This is a genomic window from Kitasatospora sp. NPDC033851 (assembly GCF_055576085.1).
The window spans coordinates 67,057-87,217 of sequence record NZ_JBVIRL010000025.1 but is presented as its reverse complement, the minus strand read 5'-3'; the positions used below and the strand labels follow the sequence as shown (position 1 = coordinate 87,217).

At 68.8% G+C, this 20,161-nt stretch carries 20 protein-coding genes and 2 pseudogenes; 14 read left to right on the top strand and 8 right to left on the bottom strand.

Going from position 1 to position 20,161, the window contains the following annotated elements:
• The first annotated feature begins 174 nt into the window (after positions 1-174).
• The 4 genes from ACZ51D_RS34380 to ACZ51D_RS34365 all read left to right on the top strand — a co-directional run bounded on the left by ACZ51D_RS34380 (position 175) and on the right by ACZ51D_RS34365 (position 3,121).
• Positions 175-1,089, top strand: coding sequence for a replication-relaxation family protein (locus ACZ51D_RS34380; RefSeq protein WP_465664489.1), 915 nt, complete (start codon positions 175-177; stop codon positions 1,087-1,089).
• A 23-nt stretch (positions 1,090-1,112) separates the two neighbouring features.
• A complete protein-coding gene (locus ACZ51D_RS34375; RefSeq protein WP_465664488.1) occupies positions 1,113-1,355 on the top strand; it encodes a hypothetical protein in 243 nt (80 codons plus the stop codon).
• A complete protein-coding gene (locus ACZ51D_RS34370; protein WP_465664487.1) occupies positions 1,336-1,791 on the top strand; it encodes a hypothetical protein in 456 nt (151 codons plus the stop codon). The genes ACZ51D_RS34375 and ACZ51D_RS34370 overlap by 20 nt, the downstream gene beginning before the upstream one ends.
• Before the next feature lie 79 nt (positions 1,792-1,870).
• Positions 1,871-3,121 carry an IS701 family transposase gene (locus ACZ51D_RS34365; protein WP_465664486.1) on the top strand — a complete coding sequence of 417 codons (1,251 nt, stop codon included), beginning with the start codon at positions 1,871-1,873 and terminating at the stop codon, positions 3,119-3,121.
• Between the two features lie 311 nt (positions 3,122-3,432).
• Here ACZ51D_RS34365 and ACZ51D_RS34360 read toward each other — a convergent pair whose 3' ends face one another.
• Both ACZ51D_RS34360 and ACZ51D_RS34355 read right to left on the bottom strand, forming a co-directional pair.
• The gene (locus ACZ51D_RS34360) at positions 3,433-5,157 is read right to left on the bottom strand and encodes a hypothetical protein (RefSeq protein ID WP_465664485.1); all 1,725 of its coding nucleotides are present in this window, start codon (positions 5,155-5,157) and stop codon (positions 3,433-3,435) included.
• A complete protein-coding gene (locus tag ACZ51D_RS34355) occupies positions 5,154-5,876 on the bottom strand; it encodes a hypothetical protein (RefSeq protein ID WP_465664484.1) in 723 nt (240 codons plus the stop codon). Before ACZ51D_RS34355 ends, ACZ51D_RS34360 begins: the two co-directional genes overlap by 4 nt.
• A gap of 453 nt (positions 5,877-6,329) precedes the next feature.
• On the opposite strand from ACZ51D_RS34355, the pseudogene ACZ51D_RS34350 reads away from it, so the two are divergent.
• From ACZ51D_RS34350 to ACZ51D_RS34340, 3 genes and pseudogenes are all read left to right on the top strand, one after another.
• Positions 6,330-6,617 (top strand): annotated as a pseudogene (locus ACZ51D_RS34350) (helix-turn-helix domain-containing protein); the annotation flags it as partial.
• Between the two features lie 110 nt (positions 6,618-6,727).
• Positions 6,728-7,144 (top strand): hypothetical protein, encoded by a 417-nt coding sequence (locus ACZ51D_RS34345; RefSeq protein WP_465664483.1) that lies wholly within the window; start codon positions 6,728-6,730, stop codon positions 7,142-7,144.
• On the top strand, positions 7,141-7,845 hold the full coding sequence (locus ACZ51D_RS34340) for a hypothetical protein (protein ID WP_465664482.1): 705 nt from the start codon (positions 7,141-7,143) through the stop codon (positions 7,843-7,845). The genes ACZ51D_RS34345 and ACZ51D_RS34340 overlap by 4 nt, the downstream gene beginning before the upstream one ends.
• Positions 7,846-8,079: 234 nt before the next feature.
• Here the strand turns inward: ACZ51D_RS34340 and ACZ51D_RS34335 are convergent, their stop codons facing one another.
• Together ACZ51D_RS34335 and ACZ51D_RS34330 are read right to left on the bottom strand one after the other, a co-directional pair.
• Positions 8,080-8,610 carry a YrhB domain-containing protein gene (locus tag ACZ51D_RS34335; RefSeq protein ID WP_465664481.1) on the bottom strand — a complete coding sequence of 177 codons (531 nt, stop codon included), beginning with the start codon at positions 8,608-8,610 and terminating at the stop codon, positions 8,080-8,082.
• 246 nt (positions 8,611-8,856) lie between these two features.
• Positions 8,857-9,255 (bottom strand): hypothetical protein, encoded by a 399-nt coding sequence (locus ACZ51D_RS34330; protein ID WP_465664480.1) that lies wholly within the window; start codon positions 9,253-9,255, stop codon positions 8,857-8,859.
• A 210-nt stretch (positions 9,256-9,465) separates the two neighbouring features.
• On the opposite strand from ACZ51D_RS34330, the gene istA reads away from it, so the two are divergent.
• Positions 9,466-11,106, top strand: a complete 1,641-nt coding sequence (gene istA, locus ACZ51D_RS34325) for an IS21 family transposase (protein WP_465664525.1) — start codon at positions 9,466-9,468, stop codon at positions 11,104-11,106.
• A gap of 5 nt (positions 11,107-11,111) precedes the next feature.
• Positions 11,112-11,867, top strand: coding sequence for an IS21-like element helper ATPase IstB (gene istB, locus ACZ51D_RS34320; RefSeq protein ID WP_465664524.1), 756 nt, complete (start codon positions 11,112-11,114; stop codon positions 11,865-11,867).
• Here istB and ACZ51D_RS34315 read toward each other — a convergent pair.
• The 4 genes from ACZ51D_RS34315 to ACZ51D_RS34300 are packed head-to-tail and all read right to left on the bottom strand — an operon-like array spanning position 11,803 to position 15,220.
• Complete coding sequence (locus ACZ51D_RS34315) at positions 11,803-12,183, bottom strand: hypothetical protein (RefSeq protein ID WP_465664479.1); 381 nt, start codon at positions 12,181-12,183, stop codon at positions 11,803-11,805. The two genes, istB and ACZ51D_RS34315, sit on opposite strands and share 65 nt — an antisense overlap.
• A 1-nt stretch (position 12,184) precedes the next feature.
• Entirely contained in the window at positions 12,185-13,822 is a 1,638-nt protein-coding gene (locus ACZ51D_RS34310; protein ID WP_465664478.1) for a tyrosine-type recombinase/integrase, read from the bottom strand.
• A 22-nt stretch (positions 13,823-13,844) separates the two neighbouring features.
• On the bottom strand, positions 13,845-14,159 hold the full coding sequence (locus ACZ51D_RS34305; protein WP_359225639.1) for a helix-turn-helix domain-containing protein: 315 nt from the start codon (positions 14,157-14,159) through the stop codon (positions 13,845-13,847).
• The gene (locus ACZ51D_RS34300; protein WP_465664477.1) at positions 14,156-15,220 is read right to left on the bottom strand and encodes a tyrosine-type recombinase/integrase; all 1,065 of its coding nucleotides are present in this window, start codon (positions 15,218-15,220) and stop codon (positions 14,156-14,158) included. Before ACZ51D_RS34300 ends, ACZ51D_RS34305 begins: the two co-directional genes overlap by 4 nt.
• 146 nt (positions 15,221-15,366) lie before the next feature.
• Between ACZ51D_RS34300 and ACZ51D_RS34295 the strand changes: the two are divergent.
• The 5 genes and pseudogenes from ACZ51D_RS34295 to ACZ51D_RS34275 form a co-directional block, all read left to right on the top strand.
• Positions 15,367-15,516 (top strand): annotated as a pseudogene (locus tag ACZ51D_RS34295) (ATP-binding protein); the annotation flags it as partial.
• A gap of 116 nt (positions 15,517-15,632) precedes the next feature.
• On the top strand, positions 15,633-16,130 hold the full coding sequence (locus ACZ51D_RS34290; RefSeq protein WP_465664476.1) for a hypothetical protein: 498 nt from the start codon (positions 15,633-15,635) through the stop codon (positions 16,128-16,130).
• Between the two features lie 130 nt (positions 16,131-16,260).
• Positions 16,261-16,893, top strand: a complete 633-nt coding sequence (locus tag ACZ51D_RS34285; RefSeq protein WP_465664523.1) for a hypothetical protein — start codon at positions 16,261-16,263, stop codon at positions 16,891-16,893.
• Positions 16,894-18,677: 1,784 nt separating this feature from the next.
• Positions 18,678-19,772, top strand: coding sequence for a hypothetical protein (locus ACZ51D_RS34280; protein WP_465664475.1), 1,095 nt, complete (start codon positions 18,678-18,680; stop codon positions 19,770-19,772).
• Positions 19,772-20,104 carry a hypothetical protein gene (locus tag ACZ51D_RS34275; RefSeq protein ID WP_465664474.1) on the top strand — a complete coding sequence of 111 codons (333 nt, stop codon included), beginning with the start codon at positions 19,772-19,774 and terminating at the stop codon, positions 20,102-20,104. The genes ACZ51D_RS34280 and ACZ51D_RS34275 overlap by 1 nt, the downstream gene beginning before the upstream one ends.
• The last annotated feature ends 57 nt before the right edge of the window (positions 20,105-20,161 follow it).

The following is a 20,161-nucleotide window of genomic DNA, read 5'->3' as shown; positions in this document are numbered from 1 at the left end:
ACATCAAGGAATCGCCGCTGCCAACAGGCCGTCAAGGTACCGCCATCCATACCTTGACGTGCAGTGTTATCGAATCGTGCTCCAGGCCCGTACCCCCATCAAGGGTTGTGTCAAGGAGTCCGGGGTTGTCTGTGCCGACCGCACACGCGCCTGAGATTCGAGAAGGGGCCCGGCGTGATCGCCACCACCGACAGCCACAACGGACACAGCTTCGACCGGCAGGCACTGGCCCTGCTCTTCCAGCACCGCCTGGTCACATCGGAGCAGCTACGGGAGCTGCTCGGCCCGTTCAAGAACCCGAACTGGGCCAACAAGCGCCTGGCCGGCCTGCACAGCAAGGGCCTGACCGCCTACGTCACCAAGCCGGTCTTCGGAGGCGGCCGACCCCGGACCTGGTACCTGACGGACGCCGGCAGGGAGGTCGCGGGCGAGTTCAAGGAGCTGAGGAGCATGAGCAGTCCGCCGCCGAAGCTCGACGCGGACCGGGCGCTGCTCAACGCCGACCACACGATGGACGTCGTCAGGACGCACGTGGAGTTCGTCCGGGACGCCCGGCGCCGCGGCGACGAGTACGGACCGCGCGACTGGGTGCCGGAGGTCTATCACCGGCTCTCCGAGGCGCGGCGGGACGCCCTGATGCCGGATGCCGTGATGCGCTACACCGCCACCACGGACGACGGCCGGGTTCACCTGCGCGCGTTCGTCGAGCTGGACCGGTGCACGGAGGTCAGCGAGCAGCTGACCTCGAAGCTCACCGCCTACGCCCGCTTCTACGAGCTCACCCCGATCCCGCTGCGCCTGCGCGGCACCACCGAGGCCCAAGGCGCGCCGCCGGCCTGGCAGGACTCCTACCCTCTCTTCCCCCGGCTGCTGTTCGTCCTGACCAACGGCTCGGAGACCACGATGCGCAACCGGATCGAGGACCTGCAGCTGGCCGCCGGGGACAACGCCCGGGTCGTCAACCTGCTGCGCAACGTCCCGGCCGGGGCGGCGACGCTCCGGGACATCGAGGAGCACGGTCCGTCGGCGCCCATCTGGAGCCCGCTGGCCGACGCCGAGCGCCCTCGGTGCGGCTGGGCCGACCTGTAACCACGAGGACAAAGGAGACCTCCATGCCGCTGCCTGGCACGATCGGTCACGCCAGCATGACGATGTCCGATGGCAGGATCCGCTACTACCGGGTTCACGAGGTGCAAGGGAATGCACTCATGGTGTCCCCAGACGACGTGGACAGCAGCCAGCTGTGGGCGCTTCCGCACCCGGTCGACCGGAGCGAATTCACGACCATCACTGTCCGTGCGACCGCGGCCGGACGACCCGAGGGAGACGAGGAAGATGTTCGCCCTGCAGATTGACCCGCTCGGGAGGGTGGAGAGGATCGACCTGCCCGATGAGCCGGCGCTTCGGCAGCGGGCCGTTGTCAGCCGCCTCAGTGGCAACCCCGACCAAGGGGTGTACCACCGGCGGGCGGTGATGTGGGTGCACGGCAACGGCGCGACGGAAGGGATGCCGGTGAACTTGGTGGCTACCGCTCTCGCCAGCGCCTGGCGCGGACTGGACATCGGCGCCTCCTACTTCCTGCATGGCCGAGTTCTCGTCACCGGCGCAGTGAACAGCGACGTGGCTCCGCTGGACGATGATCTCGTCGGCCAGGCGTACGACGTCGCCGAGGTGATCGCCGGATGCCTCACGGCCTGGCGGTCCTCTCCGCCAGCGTCCAACCAGGCCGCGTGGGCCGAGATCATCCAGCGCACTTTCGACGCCGTCTCCGCCGGCCGACGCCCGGCCTAGTAGGGCTTGGTCAGGTCCGTCTTGGTGTGGCGTGTCCGTTGGCGGGTTGCGTCGTTGAGGGTGTGTGACACCTGGGGAGATGGCTGAGGTCCGGGAGGACCTGGAGGCGTTCACGGCGGAGCTGTTCGAGGCGTTTACCCGCAACGATCAGCGCCGTTGGGGACAGGTCTATGTGCGTGGGCTGCTGTTGGACGGCGGGCGCAAGTCGGTGGAGCCGATGGCGGCCCGGCTGGGCGAGGACGGCAACCGGCAGGCGCTCGCGCATTTCGTGACCAGTAGTCCGTGGGATCCGGCGCATGTGCGGGCCCGGCTGGCGTGGAGGATGCAGACCGAGTTGAAGCCGACGGCGTTGATCATCGACGACACCGGATTCCTCAAGGACGGCGACGCTTCCGCGTGTGTGTCGAGGCAGTACACCGGCACCGCCGGCAAGGTCACCAACTGCCAGGTAGGCGTCTCGCTGCACCTGGCCACCGACCGTGCCTCAACCGCGATCGACTGGCGGCTGTTCCTCCCCAAGTCCTGGGACCCGACCTCCGAGAAGGCCGAGCCCGCGAAGGTGGCCCGTCGCGAGCGCTGCCAGATCCCCGCGGACCTGGGCCATGTGGAGAAGTGGCAACTCGCCCTGGACATGGTCGATGAGACCCGCTCCTGGGGCGTTCACGTCCCACTCGTCGTCGCGGACGCCGGCTACGGCGACGCGGTGGCGTTTCGCCTGGGCCTGGGCGAACGCGGTCTGAACTACGTGGTGGGGATCTCCACCACCCTCAGTGCCCAGCCGGGCTCCGCGCGGCCGTTCACCCCGCCCTACAGCGGGACCGGCCGCCCGCCGGTCGCCCGGTATCCCGATCCGGCGAAGAGCGTGAAGGCCCTGGTGACGGAGGCGGGCCGGAAGGCGGCCAGGCCGGTGTCCTGGCGCGAGGGCTCCCGTCCGGGCAAGGGCCGCACCGGGTTCAAGCGGATGTACTCGCGGTTCGTCGCACTGCGGATCCGCCCTGCCGGACGCGAGATCCGCGACGCCACCGACGGCGTCGAGCTACCTGAGTGCTGGCTGCTGGCCGAGTGGCCGGCCACAGAGCCCGAACCGGTGCAGTTCTGGCTCTCCGACCTGCCCGCCGACACCCCGCTGACCACCCTGGTCCGCCTGGCCAAGCTCCGCTGGCGCATCGAACACGACTACCGCGAGATGAAGCAGGCCCTGGGACTGGCCCACTTCGAGGGCCGCACCTTCCCCGGCTGGCACCACCACGTCACCCTCGTCGCCCTCGCCCACGCCTTCTGCACCCTGCGGAGGCTGGCCCGGGCCCCAAAAGGAACGGCAGCGGCCTGAGCCTCTACCAGGTCGTCCGCGAGCTGCAGTTGGTCCTCGCCACCTGGGCCGGCCACTGCCCGACCTGCCACCGCGACATACCCACACCCATACGAACCTGACCAAGCCCTACTAGGGATTCGGCACACAATTGGAGGCCCGTGCGGCTCCCCAACTGGGGAGCCGCACGGGCCTCTCGCTCTCTCCCCACAAGCCTTTGGCGGTCGATCCTGCCCGAAGCACTACATCCCGATGCGGCGCGCAGGGCCTTCGACTTCCTGACAACTGCCTCTGCCCTGGTCGCCCGGCACTGCCCTGCTCCGCGCTACGCGTTACCGGCAAGCCACAGCGCGGTTCAGCGATTCCAGACAGTCTGGGCACATCAGCAGGGCAGGCGGAACCCCGGTACCCGGTCGGCCGCAGCTCGGGCCGCCGAAGCCGTCAGGGCCGGGAGCCTCGCACCTCCAGGTCACCACCACCGCCGCCGACGACATGGCGGACAGTACTGGCCGCGATTCCAGACGTCGGGCGGCAGGCTGCCCATTGACCTGGTCGAGTTCGCCCGTCCCCTGCTCCAGGAACTCGCGGGCGCGGCCGGCCTGGCGCTCGGCCTGGCGCAGCCCGCACGCCCGGCACTCCTCGCCGGTGCCGAGGATCTCACCGCGCTCGCAGTCCGGGCGTTCACAGTTCTGGGCGGACAGGATCGAGGCGAGATAGCCGACTGGCCCGCGGATCTCCCGCCGGGCGATCCGCTCCGGGGCACCGGCCCGCCACCATCCGGCGTTGATCCGTTCCTGGGCGTGCTCCGGCGTGCGGTCGGCCGACAGCAGGTCGCGCACCGCGCGGCGTAGCGGGGGGACCTTGATGGCCGGGTGCTTGCTGACGCCGAGAGCGTCGATCATGCGGAACACCTGCTCTTCTCCTGGTACCGGCCGAGAGCCGGTGGTGCGGATCGTCTTGGTGCGGGGCTTGGGGGTCTTGGCCGCGGCGGAGCCGCTGTTCGGGTTGGGCTGGGTGCCCGCACCTGTGGGGCGGGGTGCACGGCTCTTACCACCTGTACTTGCCCTACGGGCGTCCGGAAGGGGCTCGCGTCCACTTCTAGAACTACTTCTCTTAATGTCGTCCGCGTGGTGCACAGACCCTGGTCCGTCTGGTGCACAGACCCCGGTCCGCGTGGTGCACACACCCCCGTCCGCGTGGTGCACAGACCCCCCGGTGAAGGAGTGCAGTTCGCCGGCTTCCCGGGCGGCGGCTCGCGCACGCCAGAGCCGGGCGTCGAGCAGGAAGTAGGACGAGGCGATCTTGCCGCCGCCCTCGGAGGCGGGCAGGTAGTTGTCCTTGGTGGCCAGCAGGCCGTCCTTGCGCATCTGCGCCAGTACCTTGGTGACGGCGGTACGGCCCAGGCCGGTGCAGGCCATCAGTTCCCGGAGGGTCGGCGGCCGGTCGGTGACGGCGCGGCTGTTGATGTTGGTGAAGGACGCGACCGCGGCGTAGACGGCCTTGTAGTTCGGGGAGCGGTCGCCGATGCAGACGATCCGGGCGTCGAGCTTCACGTAGTCGATGCCCGGGGTGCGCAGTACTCGCGGCAGCGGCTGGCCGTCCGGTCCGAGGATCTGTGCAGGCGTCCGGTTCTGTGCCCGCTCCAGGAGCTGGCGGGCCCAGCGCTCGCGGTCCGTCAACTGGTAGAGGTTGGCATCCGAGACCGCCGGGTTGTCGGGGGACCCTTGTGGGGTGACGAGGAGGAACTGGCGGTCGACCAGGTCGTCGACCGCCCGGTCAAACGTCCAGACCGAGCGGCCCATGCAGGCCGCGATCGTCTTGCGGTACGGCAGTAGCCGCTGCCGTACCTCCGCCGACCAGCCGGCCGCCGCCTCGGTGGTGAGGGTGGTGTGGTGCTCGATGTCGGCGAACGCGGCGAGGGCCATATAGGCGGCCTTCGTGGTGGTCGGGCAGGAGCCGTCGCGGGCGATCCGGATGTCGAACTCGATGTGGTCCAGCCCCGTGCACACCAGCCGCCCGTCGGGCCTGGTGGACAGCGATGTGAGGAAGTCGGTCACCGGGCCACCACCGCGGGGCGGTTGTCGGTGAAGGCGTACACGCTGTCGCATTCCGGGTCCCACGCGCTCAGCTGGTGGGCGTGGGGGAAGAGGAAGTAGCCGTAGGGATCGTCGACCGGCTGGGCGTCGGGCGCCGGGGGCGCGGTGCGGATCTCGGCGAGTGCGGTCCGGACGGTGCTGGCGACGAGCAGCCAGCCCTCGTAGGTGTAGGGGTGGGCGGGGCCGAACTCGATGGTGGCGTCGTCGGCCAGGTTCCCCGCCCAGATCCGGGCGATGGAGGTGCGGCCTTCGACGAGCGCGGTCTGGACTGCCGCGTACGACTCGCGGTACCAGCGCGGCGGCACAGGCGGGTGCGCGGGCCGGGACGGTCGCGGCGCCGCCGCGACCGCGACCGCATCCGAAGTGCGCGTGGCGGGGACGGAGGCGAGTGGTTGGATCCGCAGCGGCGTGGCGGCCGCCCGGCGCCGGCGGCGCAGTGAGCCGACGGCCCGGGCGACGAGGACCAGGGGCCAGAGGAACACGAGCGCAAGCCAGGCAGCGCCCGCAGCGAGGACGAAGGCGGGGGCGGGAACGTGTCGCCGCAGAAGCCAGGCGTCGTCCACTCCGGTCAGCGCGAGGTAGAAGGCGCCCGCCGGAAGGTAGGCGGTGCCGGCTACCGCAGCGAGGTATCCGGGGTGGCCGGAGCCGAGGCAGGGCAGCAGGTTCGGCAGCAGGTCCATTGGGCTCCTCGGGCGGTGGTGATCGACGCCCGAGGTAACCCCGCACTTCTGGACGGATCTCTTGACGATCAAGGCCCGCTTGATAACGACTTCGCAACGCCGCTCATCAAGGTGCGCCCCGCACACCTGGATGGTCCGTGATCTGTGACAGCGAAGGTGGACGGCATGCCACTGAAGTTGGACCAGTGGTCATTCGTGCCATCCAAGATGGATCACTATGTGGTTTGGGACAGCGAAGTTGGACCGACCTCGTGACTTGAGTGGGGTTGCGTGGTCACTTGGCCCCAGTCGACCTTGATGGCGCTCTCTGAACCTGGCTCTGCCCGGAGCCGCCTGAACGCTCCTGAGATCGTTGCTAGTGCTGTCACCGGCGACGTTCACCGGGTCGGCGGCGACAGAGAGTCCGAACCGATTGGACGGGGGTAACCATCCGATCCGGTGCGGGGAGGCACGGTGGCGGAGCCGGTCAAGATCCGGAGACTGACTGACCAGGACAGGCGGCAGTTACAGCGGATCGTGCGCCGAGGCAGCACCAGCGCGGCGCGCTACAGGCGGGCGATGATGATGCTGGCCTCTGCTGGCGGCAACTGGGTTCCGGTGATCGCCCAGCTCCTGCAGGCCGACGAGGACACGGTGCGAGACGTGCTCCACCGGTTCAACGGGATCGGCCTGGCCTGCCTGGACCCTCGCTGGGCGGGAGGCCGCCCCCACCTGCTCAGTCCTGACGACGAGGACGGGGTGGGAGTGGCGCGCCACTCCCACGCACAACTCCTCGTTGATGCTTGCTAGTTCTCGCTAGGATCTCCGTCCATCGGCCTACGCTGGCCGGTGACCAGGCTGGAGGAGGACTAGTGGGTGGAATCGACGCATCCCAGTTGGCAGTATCCGCCGCGCAGGCACTCATCGCGTCCATGACGACCGACTTGTGGGCGAGCACGCGCGATCGCTTCGCGCGTCTGCTGTCCCGACGTCCTGACGCCACTGAGGACGTATCTGAAGAGCTGGACGAGTCCCGGCAGCAGCTGCTTGACGCCGGGGCAACAGATGAGGCCCGCGAAGAGACCTCAACCGAGTGGGTCAGTCGTTTCCGCAGGGCTCTGACCCGGGACCCCGCACTCCTGGATGAACTCCGTGCTCTCATTGCCGAACATGGGCTGGAGACTCCAACCAGCACCGGTGGTGTCACGCAGAATGTCAGCGCCACAGGGGGCGGCATCGTCTTCAACCAGGGCACTGGCACCCAGACGAACCAGGTTCAGGCGAAATGACTTCCCCTGAAGAGAACCCACAGAACATCCGACAGGACATCCACGCGGATGACTCTGGCGTGGCCTTCGTTCAAGGAACAGGCGCCCAACACAACAATGTGACACAGAACTACTACGGGTCGACGGGACTGCCCGCAACGCCGGAGAATCTGTATCGGCAGGGCAAAATTAAGCTGAAGGCGGGCGACGAGGAGGGCGAGCTATTCATTGAGGCCGCCGCAGAAGCAGGTCACGTCGAAGCCGTCAAGGAAATGCGCAAGATGGCCTCCGTCAGATGGGCATACCTTAGCGAGGAGCGAGACCGCTGGAACCTGAAGCTCATCGAACTAGGCGTGCCCGATGGGTACTCAGACCTTGCCGCCTGCCACAAACTCAGAATGCGTCACGCTGATACGACGGATGAGCGGATGGAGCTACTAGAGGAAGCCATCTCCTGTTACAAAAAGGCCATTGATGGTGGCCTGGAGGGCGACACAGAAGATCTCGGTATGCTTCTCCATGAGGAGGGTATGCATGAAGAGGCGATCCCTTATCTGGAGCGAGCCATCGTATACATCAAGGATGAGGGAGATTTTCCCTGGGATGACGTAGAAGCAGCCCTCAGATCGGCACGGAAGACACTAAAGAGTCAGCAGCGGAGCGCTGGGCTAGAGTCACCGAGGGAAAGCGGTGCGCGGAGATGGTGGCGCCGAAACAGTTGACTCCTGCTGGACCGACGGTGGCCGGTGCGCTGGCTGCTGCAGCGCACCGGCTCGCTGGCGTTCGCCGATCTCCGGCCAGCGGGGCTCAACGGCTTCGTTGAGACGGGACACCGGCCCCGTGTGACCGGAAGCAATACCTGGCCACCGGCAGTGCCAGTTGGCCACAGCCCCACGTGAAGCGGAGCCCCAACCAAGGGGGCCCTGCCCGGGGGACCCGGCCGTGCAGCCGGGCTGCTACCGGACCGGGCCGGCCAGCGTCTCGATCGGGCCCAGGTCCGGATTGGGCTTGCGGGTGAGGCTCGCCAGTTCCTCGGGCGGTTCACTTCCGTCCCTGACGATCGTCACGTAGGCCCTGGCCTCCCGCAGGCCCATCCGCGGGGCCTGCTTGCGCAGGTGCTGCATGGCGGCGGCGGTCCCGACGGAGTCCGCGAGGCGGCGGACGTTCGCAGCGAGGGGGTCGGGCGCCCTGATGCCCTTGACCTGCCAGAGGTAGCCCTCCTCCCAGTCATCGGTCCAGCGGGTGCCGGGAACGAAGTGGATGCTCCCGTCCGCCCGGTCGACCAGTAGAGGGCCGCCGAGCAGGTTCCCGCGCAGAGCAGGGTTGCGGGCGCCCTCCGCCGAAGTCCAGTAGGCGAGCCACCCGACCGACCACTCCTCGACGGCGTAGACGGCCAGCTCCGGGAGCAGCCTCGTCCCTGCCCAGTTCGGCCGCTCCCGCGCCAGCAGGGACTCGACCAGCTCGACCGCTCGTTCCTTGGAAATCACGGTCCCATCCTTCACTCCGGCTCAACCGGATTTCCGCGCACCCCGTCGTCGATCCGGTGCCGTCCGGCGCGCGGCGCGGGAGGCCAACCATCGCTGCCGAGACTGGCCAACTACTGTGTCGCGGCACGCTACTTGTCGCCAACGGTGGCACTCGACGTGCGGTTCTCTGGTCAGGTCAGCACGACAACTGTCGCTCAATCAGCAAGGTATCTGACGGCTGGTGATCGGTCAGCATGCGAGCGGTCGTTACCTTGGTGACGCTTGTCGCGGCCGGCCGGCGAGCACGAAGTCGCGGTACTCGTCCTGAGCCATTCCCTCATTGACCCAGCGGCCACGAACGGCTCCAGTCCGGTGCTCCGCGAGGGCGAGGGCGTCATGTGCCGCTGTTGCCGTGGCGATCTCCAGGCCGAACTCGTCGTCCTCGTTCCCGGGGTCCAGCGACGGGAACTCGACGAGGTCGCAGAAGTTCTCACTCCCGACGTCTGCCGACGTGTGGAGAACGACCTTGAACTGAGAGCCGGCCGGAACAACCTCGACCCAACGGATCCCAGGAGCATGGGCATCACCGGCAGGGCCGAGGAACTGCTCGACCGATCGACCGTGGTTCAGGGCACCGACAGCGAAGGACTCGACTGGGTAGCGCACCCGGGCAGCCTAGATGCCGAGGGGGACGTCACGCTTCAGCTGGGCCCGTGGGTGGATGGCTTTAATCACGAATCGTGACGTCAGTTGTTCACGGGTTTGGGAGTCACCTCGAACCACGGACGGGTGATGTTCACGAGTTTTGACGTCACCGGGGTACTTGCCAGGGCAGCATCGGGGTGCTCCTGGTGAAAGGCCCTGGTCATGCCGCAGATGTCGAAGGTCGAGCTGTACGCCGCGATCCGGCGCGACCACCGCGACGGCATGAAGCTTCGGGAGATCGAGCGCAAGTACAACGTGTCGTGGCGGACGATCAGGAAGGCCGTGGACTCCGTCTGGCCGGAGCCGCGGAAGAAGCTCCCGCCGCGGCCGACTGGGCTGGACCCGTACAAGGCCGTGATCGATGGGATCCTGCGGGCGGACCTGGACGCGCCGCGCAAGCAGCGGCACACGGTCACGCGGATCTTCCACCGCCTGGTCGAGGAGCATGGCGCCGACATCTCCTATCAGCAGGTCCGCCGCTACGTCGCCGACCGCAAGCCACAGATCCTGGTGGCGTCCGGCAAGGCCCCGATCGAGGCGTTCGTCCCGCAGACCCACCAGCCCGGCATGGAGGCCGAGGTCGACTTCGGCGACGTGACGGTACGGCTCGCCGGCGAGCTGGTGACCTGCTACCTGTTCTCCTTCCGGCTGTCCTACTCGGGCAAGGCCGTCCACCGCGTCTTCGCGTCCTGCGGGCAGGAGGCGTTCTTCGAGGGCCACGTCCACGCACTGCGGACGCTGGGCGGGGTTCCGCGGAGCAAGGTCCGCTACGACAACCTGAAGGCCGCCGTCGCCCGGGTGCTGGGGCTGAGCCGGGCGCGGGTGGAGGCCGACCGGTGGATCGCCTTCAGGTCGCACTTCGGGATCGAGAGCTTCTACTGCCGGCCCGGCATCGAGGGCGCCCACGAGAAGGGCGGCGTCGAGGGTCAGATCGGCTACTTCCGCCGCAACCACTTCGTGCCGGTGCCGGAGGTCGAATCGCTGGCGGAGCTGAACGAGCTGGTCGAACAGTGGGACCGGCACGACGGCCGGCGCCGGATCGACTCCAGGGCCCGGACGGTCGACGAGTGCTTCGAGGACGAGCGCCCGCGCCTGCTGCCACTGCCCGAAGACCCGTTCGAGACGGGGCGGGTGTTCACTCCCCGGGTCGACCGCTACGGTCAGATCGCGGTCCGCACCAACCGCTACTCGGTGCCGGTCCGCCTGATCGGCAAGCGCGTCCGGGTGCTGCTGCACGCCTCCCACCTGGTGGTCTACGACAGGAACGTGGAGGTGGCCCGGCACGAACGGCTGATCGCCAAGGGCAGCTGCCGACTGGAGCTGGACCACTACTTGGAGGCCCTGGTCCGCAAGCCGGGTGCCTTCCCCGGCGCGACCGCGCTCGACCAGGCCCGCTCCGCCGGGAAGTTCACCCCGGTCCACGACGCCTGGTGGGCCGCAGCTGTCAAGGCGCACGGCGACGCCGAGGGCACCCGGGCACTGATCGAGGTGCTGCTGCTGGGCCGCCACCTCCCGCACGAGCACATCGTCGCGGGCCTGGCCACCGCCCTGCGGGCCGGAGCACTGACCGCGGACGCGGTCGCGCTGGAGGCCCGCAAGGCCGCCCAGACGGAGGACGAGCCCGCGATCGAGGTTCCCGCACCGCAGCCGGCTGTCGGCCCGGAAGCGGGGACGGTGACGTTCCTGCACGAGTGGAAGCTCAACCACCTTCCGCCGGACACCAGGCCGCTGCCCTCGGTGACCCACTACGACCAGTTGCTCCGACACCGCCGCACCGGCGGCGGTGACCTGCGAGAGGGAGAAGCGCCATGACCGCCATGCTGCCCCGCCAGCGGAACCTGACCGAGCAGGCCGCGACCACGGCCATCGACACCGCCTGCAGGCTCCTGAGGCTGCCGTCGATCCGCAACGAGTTCGCCGAAATCGCCGACCGGGCGGCAAAGGACCAAATGACCTACCGCGGCTTCCTCGCCGAGCTGCTGATGGCCGAGTGCGACGACCGGGCCCGCCGCCGCTCCGAGCGGCGGATCAAGGCCGCCGGATTCCCCCGAGACAAGTCGCTGCGGACCTTCGACTTCGACGCCAACCCCAACATCGACCCCGCCGTGATCAACACCCTCGCCAGCTGCGAGTGGATCAAGAAGAGCCGACCGCTCTGCCTGATCGGCGACTCCGGCACCGGCAAGTCACACATGCTGATCGCCCTGGGCACCGAGGCCGCGATGCAGGGCTACCGGGTCCGCTACACCCTCGCCACCAAGCTGGTGAACGAGCTGGTAGAGGCAGCCGACGAGAAGCAGCTGAACAAGACCATCGCCCGCTACGGCCGCGTCGACCTGCTCTGCATCGACGAACTCGGCTACATGGAACTCGACCGCCGCGGCGCCGAACTGCTCTTCCAGGTCCTCACCGAGCGCGAGGAGAAGAACAGTGTCGCCATCGCCTCCAACGAGTCGTTCGGCAAAGCGCACACGTTCCGGCGAACCCGTGCGAGGTGCCGCCGAAACTTCACGGGTTCGATCTGCGGGTGGTTCGGAAGTCTTGGTACTCGTCGCAGACGATTCCCTGGTTGACCCAGCGTTCGGGGTCCGCGGCGAGTTCATGTTCTGCCAGGTGCAGGGCTTCTTCGGGAGTGGGCAGGACGGCGACCTCCCGGCCCCACGTCTCCTCGTCGGGGTCCAAGGGCGGGAACTCGGTGATGTCGAGGAAGGTGTCGGTGCCGACGTCCTCGACATCGCTCACGTAGATGGTGACGCCCGTCGGGCCGGGGCCGAGGGCGATCCAGCGGAGCCCGGGCTGGCCGTCGATTTCGATGGCGCCGAGGAACTGCTCGATCTGCTGCCCGCGGCGGAGGGCACCGAGGGCGAAGGCGGGGGTGAGGTGCCGCATGTCAGTTCCTTTGCTGGTGCTGGTCGGGCAGGCGTCCCGGGTCGACGTGGTCGGCGAGGTAGATCATGACGCCTTCGGGGTCCATGCCGAGGGCTGCGGCGACGAGCTTGGGGTCAAGGGTGTTCACCAGCTCGGCGAGCCGGGTGCTCCGCAGGGTCCGTGGTGGGACGCCACAGGGGTCGAGGACGTGGCTGACATAGGCGGTCGAGGCTGGTGTCTGGCCGGATTTGGTGATCTTGGTGACGATCACGTGGGGGTTGTCGGTGCGCTGGCTCTCGCGGTGGGCCAGGCATCGTTGAAGCACCGACCAGCTGGCCGGGTCCATGGGTACTGGATGCGGCCGTTTGCCCAAGCGGATGCTGCGGTTGGTTGGGTCGAGCTCGTCCACGCGCATGAGCCGGACCTCACTGCTGGTAGCCGCGTGGATGAGGGCCAGGATTCCGAGCAGTGCCTCGTGCGGGTGTGCGTCGCTGTCGGCGGTCCAGCGGCGGAACAGCTGCCGCTGCTGGTCGACTGCGACGATGGTGCCGCTGAACCCTGACGGGCCCTTGGCCTTCACTCCCCGGGTGGGATCGATGAGCACGATCTTGCGGGAGCGCGCGAAGCGGAAGAACTGCCGCAGCACGGTCAGTCTGCGCTGGCGGGCCTTGGGCATGGTCGCCAGGAACGCTTCGAGGTCGTGGACGTCGGTCAGGGCCCAGTCCTGCTTGTTGCGCGTGCCGGCCAGGAAGCGGGCGAGGTCACGGACGATGGCCAGGGCCGCCTCGATGGTGCTGTCGGTGCGGGGCAGGGTGCCGGCCTTGAGGGCGCGCTCGCGTGCTCGCAGCATGGACTCGGCGAACGCCTGCACCTGCGGCCGAAGCGGCAGCGGGGTCGCGTCGATGCGGCGTTGGCGGCGTCCGGCGGCGAGCCGTTGCGCTTGGTCGGTTGGGAGCGCGAGGCCGCGCTGGGTGAAGAAGCCTTCGAGAGCGCGGGCGAGGGATCCCATCGACCGGCCGGGCCGGCGGGCCCGATTCAGCAAGGCCTGGGGGTGGTTGGGCTGTTCGTCGTCCAGAAGTCGGCCCAGGGCGCTGATCATGGTGCAGGCACGGCTCGCGCAGTGCCGTTCGGCGAGATGACCGGCGAAGTCACCCAGCCAGGGCACGGGCTCGGCGAGGCGGGAGGCCAGATTCTCGGCGGCGACGAAGGGTCGGTCGGGGTGCTTCTGCCAGCAGGCCGAACAGAGTCCGAGTCCGGCGTGGCGCCGCACCTGGCCGCAGCCGGTGCACTGCCGGGGTGGCTGCTTGCTCTGCCGTCGGCGCGAGCAGTGGCCGCACCATCCGGTGCCGGTCTGCAGGAAGCCGGGCCGCTGGCAGCGCGGACAGAGCTGCTTCGCGGCCTGCCGGTCGGCTTCGCGCCGACAGATCCCGCAGTGGCTGGCGGTCGGTGAGCGGACCTGGCGGCCGCAGCCCGTGCAGGTCCGCGAGCAGTTGATGCACCGTCCGGTGTCGGCCTGCAGGACGCGCGGCCTCCCGCAGGCAGGGCAGGACGCGCGGACGGCTTCGTCCTTGATCCGGGCCGTGCAGCGGCAGCAGTGCTGCCGGTCGATGAAGCCAACCGGCGCCCCGCATCCGACGCAGTCCCGCTGCCTCTTGCCCATGTTCCGAGCGCACCTCCTTCGGTCAGATCGGCGGCATGGACCGGCCCCGGGCCGAGGCAACCCGAGGCAGATCGGCTGCCGGCCGAGGAGGGGCCGCGGGGCGTTCGACGGGAGTGGTGTCGACCTCGATCAGGTCGTTGGGGGTGCACTCCAGAGCGGTGCACAACGCTGCGAGCGTGGACATCTTCACCTGGGAGGGTTCCTTGGTGAACAGGGCCGACACCGAGGCGGAGGACAGTTCCAGGCCGGCCCTCTCGGCCAAGAGGCGCCGCAGCTGGGCGCCGGTCCAGACCTCGCGCTGGGCGGCCGCCATCCGCAGCTTCCACTTGATGTTCACGGCGTGGGTTCCTCTCCGCTGAGCTCGCCGAGCGTGGTGGTCACGGCGCGTCGATAGGCGTCCTCGATGAACGTGGCCGAGGGCCTGACGTATCTCATGGTCGAACTGACTGTCCAGTGACCGAGTAGCTGCTGGATGGCCACCAGGTCGACTCCGCGCTCGTAGTTGTGGGTCGCGCAGGCCCTCCGCAGGGCATGAGGGCTGAACCGGTCGGCGGCCGGTCGGCCCTCCAGTTCCATCAGATAGCGCAGGCGGTTGCGGACGGTGCCCTGGTGTAGGTGGCCGCCCGACTCGTCGGCGAACAGCGCGGCCGAGTCGGGGAACTTGCCGCGGACGTCGTCGAGGAACCAGCGCAGGACCAGGTCCAGCTGGTCGAGCATGGGCACCCAGCGCGGACGGGGCCCAGAAGTGTGGGCGCCCTTACCGAAGCGTACGTGCAGTTTGCCGAACGGGCCGCGGCCGAAGTGGACGTCCTGGCGGTCCAGGAGCGAGGCTTCCTCGGAGCGCAGGCCGGCGTGATACAGCGTCCGGAACAGTGCGTAGTCACGGGCGGCGGGTGCGTACTTGCGGGCAGTGGCGATCCGGGCCTTGAGGAAGTCGAAGAACTCCTCGACCCGCTCCGCAGTCGGTGGCGGCAGCAGGGCCGGCGAGTCGTCGCCGACATGCCGCGAGGCGTTGAACTCGTCCACCGGGCAGACCAGCCGGACCCCGAACGCTGCCTCTATCTCGATGGCCTTGCGGGCCTGAAGGAACCGGTGGAAGCCCTTGAAGATCTGGACGTATCCGCGGCGCGTGGACGGCGCCCTTCCCTCCACGGCCAGGCCGCCGACCACGCGGTCGATGTCGTCCGGTGTGACATCCCACGCCGGCCGACCCAGGGCCTTCAACGTCCGCTCCAGCAGGCCGATGTCGTTGTCGACCGTCACGGGGCTGAACCCCCGGGCCCGCCATGAGGCCACGAACGCCTCCACGCATAGGGCCTGGAACTCCCACGGATCCCAGGCAACGGGCACCTCGGGCACCGTCCGGCCCTCGATCACCCGCAGACGCGACTCCACCATCCGGCACACCTTCCTCGCACCTGACGAATGAAGGTAGCGCCTACAAAACCGCGCTGTCAGCAAGACAATCAAAGAGACGCCCAGACCCCTGAAACGGCCAGGTCGCAGGGCACTCTCGCCCAGAGGAACAAGTGCCAGCCCCAGTTGGCTGGACCAAGACCTTCACAGACCCCCGGCTCTGCGCGGCCATCGTCGACCGCCTGACCTTCAACGGCACCATCATCGAGACCGGCACCGACTCCTACCGCCTTGCCTCGACCCGGGCGCGGACCGAGGAACCGGCAAAGGCCGGCTGACCGTTGCAGGCACCTACTCGATGGTCCTCCGCCCTCCGGGCGCAGGACCATCCTTGCCTTCCGATATGTTCCTCCGGACCCGTACTGGCGGGTCACACGCGCATTTGAGGGGAAACATGCCAGCTGAGCGGCTTGACGCGGAGTGGGTCCGATCCTGGTGGGAGCAGGCCGATGGGGCGCTGACGAAGCTGACGCAGTCGTTTCTCCCGACGCACGGCTTCCCTCCCGGCCACAACGCCGTGATGCTCGCGACCGCCGACAGCCACCAGGCGACGAGCGCACTCATGGACCTGACGCCGATCCCCTCCGACCTGACCACGCTCTACGAGGTGATCAGCGAAGCTTCCCTGCCCGATGTCGACAGCGGGTACTTCATCCACTCACCCGCGACGGTCGCGGGACACTTCCGCGAGTACGGCCCCGCACCGATCGACGGCGAATGGATCGCACCGGTATTCGCCAGCGACGGCGGGGGCCGCCTCTTCGCGATCGGTGGCGGTGGGCAGGTCTGGAAGTCCACCACAGCTTCCTGGTTTGACGACTTCGACCTCGCTGCGGCCAGCTTGCAGGAGTTCCTCGAACAGCTCAGCCAACGGATCGCGAACCAGCTCTGATCATCAGTCGAGGCGCAAAACAAGCATCCCGTCGTCGGGTACACCCGTATCCGCTCGGACGGTACAGGGGCTCGACCTAATCGGGAGGCGACATGAGCGAGGATGCGAAACACTTCGCCGAGTGATCGCAATGCAGCCAGTCCTGGAGATCTGCACCCCTGACGGCTTCGACCTCTGGCCTGTCGCCGAGATCGAGCCGTTCGACTTCCTGCCTCTCAGCGGTGGGCTCTCACCCGCTGAGGTCGGGACGGCGGTGATGCGCATCGCGGGCTGCAATGACATCGACCCCGACGACGACCGCCCGCCCCGCCCGGCTGACGCACTCGGCTCCTTCCTCCACGGACTGCTGACCTTCGACTACCCCTTCGCCGCCGGCGGCCTGCGGGTCACCGACAACTCCACAGGCGTCACCTTCCTGCCCGGCTGCTGCGACGGCCTGGAGGACTGGCGTGAGTGGCACCGGTTCGTCGACGAGGGCAGCCTGCTTGGCTTCGGTCACGAGCCCGTGTCACCGCTTGCGGAGCGCTTTGGCGCCACCGTCCGACTCACCGTCAACAACGAGCAGAGCGACAGCCCGGTGATCGAGCTGTCCGCTACCGAGCTCCGCCACCTGCTCGCCGGCGCCGAGCACGACCTGACCGACTTTCTCGCACTGGCAACCGACTGGGCCTCCAGACACCTGCCCGGCCACTGCGTTCCCGTCACAGCTGCCCTCGCCCGCGTTCTCGACCTCCTCGTGCCGGCCGGACCGCCGGAGTCGTAGGACGACCGCGATCATCGGGTGACGTCATTTCTGGTGAACATCCGCAGCACTCAAGATCGCCAACTGCTGCCCAAACCGCTGACCAATCGCTGCTACTTCACGTGAACGGAGCCAGGTGGACGACAGGTTCCGTGCTAACGCGACAGTTAGCCTGCTGAGTCACAACTACTACCCGACCCGGAGCACCACCTGCACAAGGCCGTCGGACCAGTGGCCAACCACCGGTTCCGGTCACACCCCGCAAAGCTCTGGGTCCTTTGCGGGGTCGCGAGGCTTGCGTTTGCGGGCCCGCTTGCATCTGCGGGGAGCGGCCTTGCGGTGCGGGACGGGCCGGTTAGCCCCGCACCGCAAAGGGCGGCCGCGTCCCTCTTCCAGTCGCTGCCCTACGCGCCGGGGCCCGCACCGCTTCGGTACGGCTCCGCATGGCATGGTGGCCGCGCACGGCTTGCAGGCGGACGTCTGCGTGGGCCCTGCGTGACGGCACACCCGGCATCGCCGGCGCGGTCGATGGACGGCCGGGGATGTGGCGCTCTCACTCCGCCCGGGTCCGCGGCACTCGGCTGCGGGGGCGCCACGCCGGTCGATTCCCGGGCCATCAAGGTGACCGGGGCCGCTCCCTGACCGGGCATCAAGGAGTCCGCTGGACAAGACCGGGTCATCAGGGTGTTTGGGCTGGGCATCAAGGTGTGGCTGACCGTCCTGTGCTGGGATCCGGCCGCTCACCTTGATGCCCTCTACGAACGCCCCGCGAATACCTTGATGCTCCATCAAGGTATTCATCGCATTCCTTGATGCCCGACCAAAGCAGCAGGTCAGAGCGTGATCATCAAGGAGTCCGCGGTTTCCTCCTTCGACAGCATCGGCTGGCGGTCTTGGGGTCCCTGGCGGGTCCTCGCCCTCCCAGCGCGATCTGCCCAGGGCGCCTTTCCCCCCGGTCTCCTTCGGCACCGGGCTGCAGCGCTCCTGCGAGGAGGCATCTGGGCGGCCCTGGCCGCGGGCCCGGTGCTGCTCGCCGCCGCAGTTGCCGTCCCTCGGGTGGCGGGCAGCTCGCACACCGACCCGGCCGCATGGCCGGTCGTGATCGCACGGCCGACAGGCCTTGCGGATCGCTCGTCGAACTATGGCTGTGCTCGGGCGGCACCGCAGTCGAGAAGACGTTGCGGTGCGCGCACGCCGCCGGGCGGGCGCACCTGGCGGGTCGCGGTTGCGGGCCGCGCCCGTGCTGTCGCCCGCTTCCCCGCAAGGCGGGACGTCTCCGCAAGCCGATCCGCAACGCTTCCCGCGAGCGTCCGTGCGGAAGCGCGACGTCGTCTCCGCAAGCGGCGGACGACGGTGTGCGGGCGGTGCGGTACTCGCGGTGCCGGTGTCGATGGTGCGCTCGGCCGGGTCGGGCGGGGCGCGGGATTCGCCGGTGGTCAGACGGTGCTGGAAGGTACAGGCCGACGGCCTGGCAAGGCCCGCGCTGGGAAGTGGCCGCTGGAGTACCCGCTGCGGCTGACCGCCCCGGCCCGATACGGCCTCAAGGTGCGCCCTGTGAAGGCCATCAAGGAGTCGCAGCCGGGCCCGGCACTGCCATCAAGGCGTCGTCCATACCTTGATGGCCCACCGTGGTCGCCTTGATGGCCAGCCAAGCTCACCTTGATGACGCGACAACGTGCAGGTCAGAGCCTTGACGGCCGCCGTTGCAAAGGCGTTATCCAATGAGCCTTGATCATCAAGGAGTACGTCAAGGAGTGCGGGGTTCCCTCGGTCGACAGCTGATCCACTGACCCTGGAGCCTCCCCGTGAGTCCATTGTTCTCCCGGCGCGACCGCGCGCCGGCCCCTGCCACCGCTGCCTCGGACGGGGACCTGCGACGCGCCCAGCGCCGCACCCTCGCGATCCGAACCGGCGTATGGGCGGCGCTGGCGGCCAGCCCCATCGCCCTGGGACTGTCCTTCGCCGCGCTCCGTGGCGCGGCGGCCGCGCCGATGGCCCCGGCCGTCGCTGCGCCGCCCGCGGTCTCCCCGCCGAGCGGCTACGCCGAGCAGTTCATCGACCTCTGGTTGCGCAGCTCCCAGGACGGTCCGCAGTTGGACGCTCTGCGCACCATGGCGCCGAGCGTGGAGCTGCCGCGGCCCGCCTCGGGTGTGCAGGCGACCGTTGAGCGTGTGGTGGCGGTGCGCAGTGCTCCGCTTGGAGTGCGCACCTGGCAGGTGACGGTGGCGGCGACGATGCTCCTGCCGGCAGCGGGCGCGAAGAGCGGTTCCGGCGCGGCGAGCTCTATGCAGCCGACCGGTTCGGCGCAGAGTCCGGGTTCTGCGCAGGGCGGGGAGGACGCGCAGAACCGGGTGCGGACGGTGCGGTACTTCGCGGTGCCGGTGGAGGTGGTGCGGTCCTCTGGTTCGGGCGGAGCGCCGGACGCGCTGGCGGTCACTGCGGCGCCGGCTCAGGTGGCTGCTCCGGCCGCGCTGTCCGGGGACCCGTCCGCTCCGGTGTACGGGTCGGTCATTAGCGACGGCCCTCTCCAGCAGGCGGTGGCCGGGTACCTGACGGCCTATCTCACGGGGACCGGCGACGCCAGCCGGTACCTGGCCCCCGGGGCGAAGGTCCTCGCACCTGCGGCCTCGTACTCGAAGGTTTCGCTGGCGTCGCTGGGGTCCAGCGGGCCGGTGCCGTCCGTGCCGGCCGACGGCACGGTGATCAGTGTCCAGGCTCAGGTCCTCGCGACCGACACCGCGGGCGCGTGGCCGCTGACCTACCCGCTGCGTCTGCGGGCGCGCGCCGGGCGGTGGGAGGTCGCTTCCCTCGCCCCGGTCCTCTCCTCTCCTTCCTCTTCTTCTTCCGGCTCGGGTACCTCGCCCTCGCCGGCTCCTTCGACTACGGCGGGGGCGCGGTGATGGCTGCTCACGACACGGTTGTGGCCGGTGCGGTCCAGAACTTCGGCAACAGCTGGAGCAGCACTTTGCTGGACTGGGTGGCGAACGGTCTGATGATCACTCTCGGCGGGATCCTGATCATCCACGCGATCCGCAAGATGTCGATCAAGAGCGCGATCGGTGGGGCTGTCGGACTGGTCATCTGCTGGAGCATCTTCGCGGGTCGGTTCGTGATCAGCGACATGTTCCAGACCGAGTACAAGGACCCGGGCAAGACCTCGGTGCAGATCCCCGGTGACCCGAGCATCGGTGCTCCCCCGCTTCCGACAGTTGCCTTCCAGGGCGCGTTGTGAGCGGGGCCGCGCGTCCCAGGATCGGCCGTTCGTACACCCGCGCGCGGAGGCACCCGT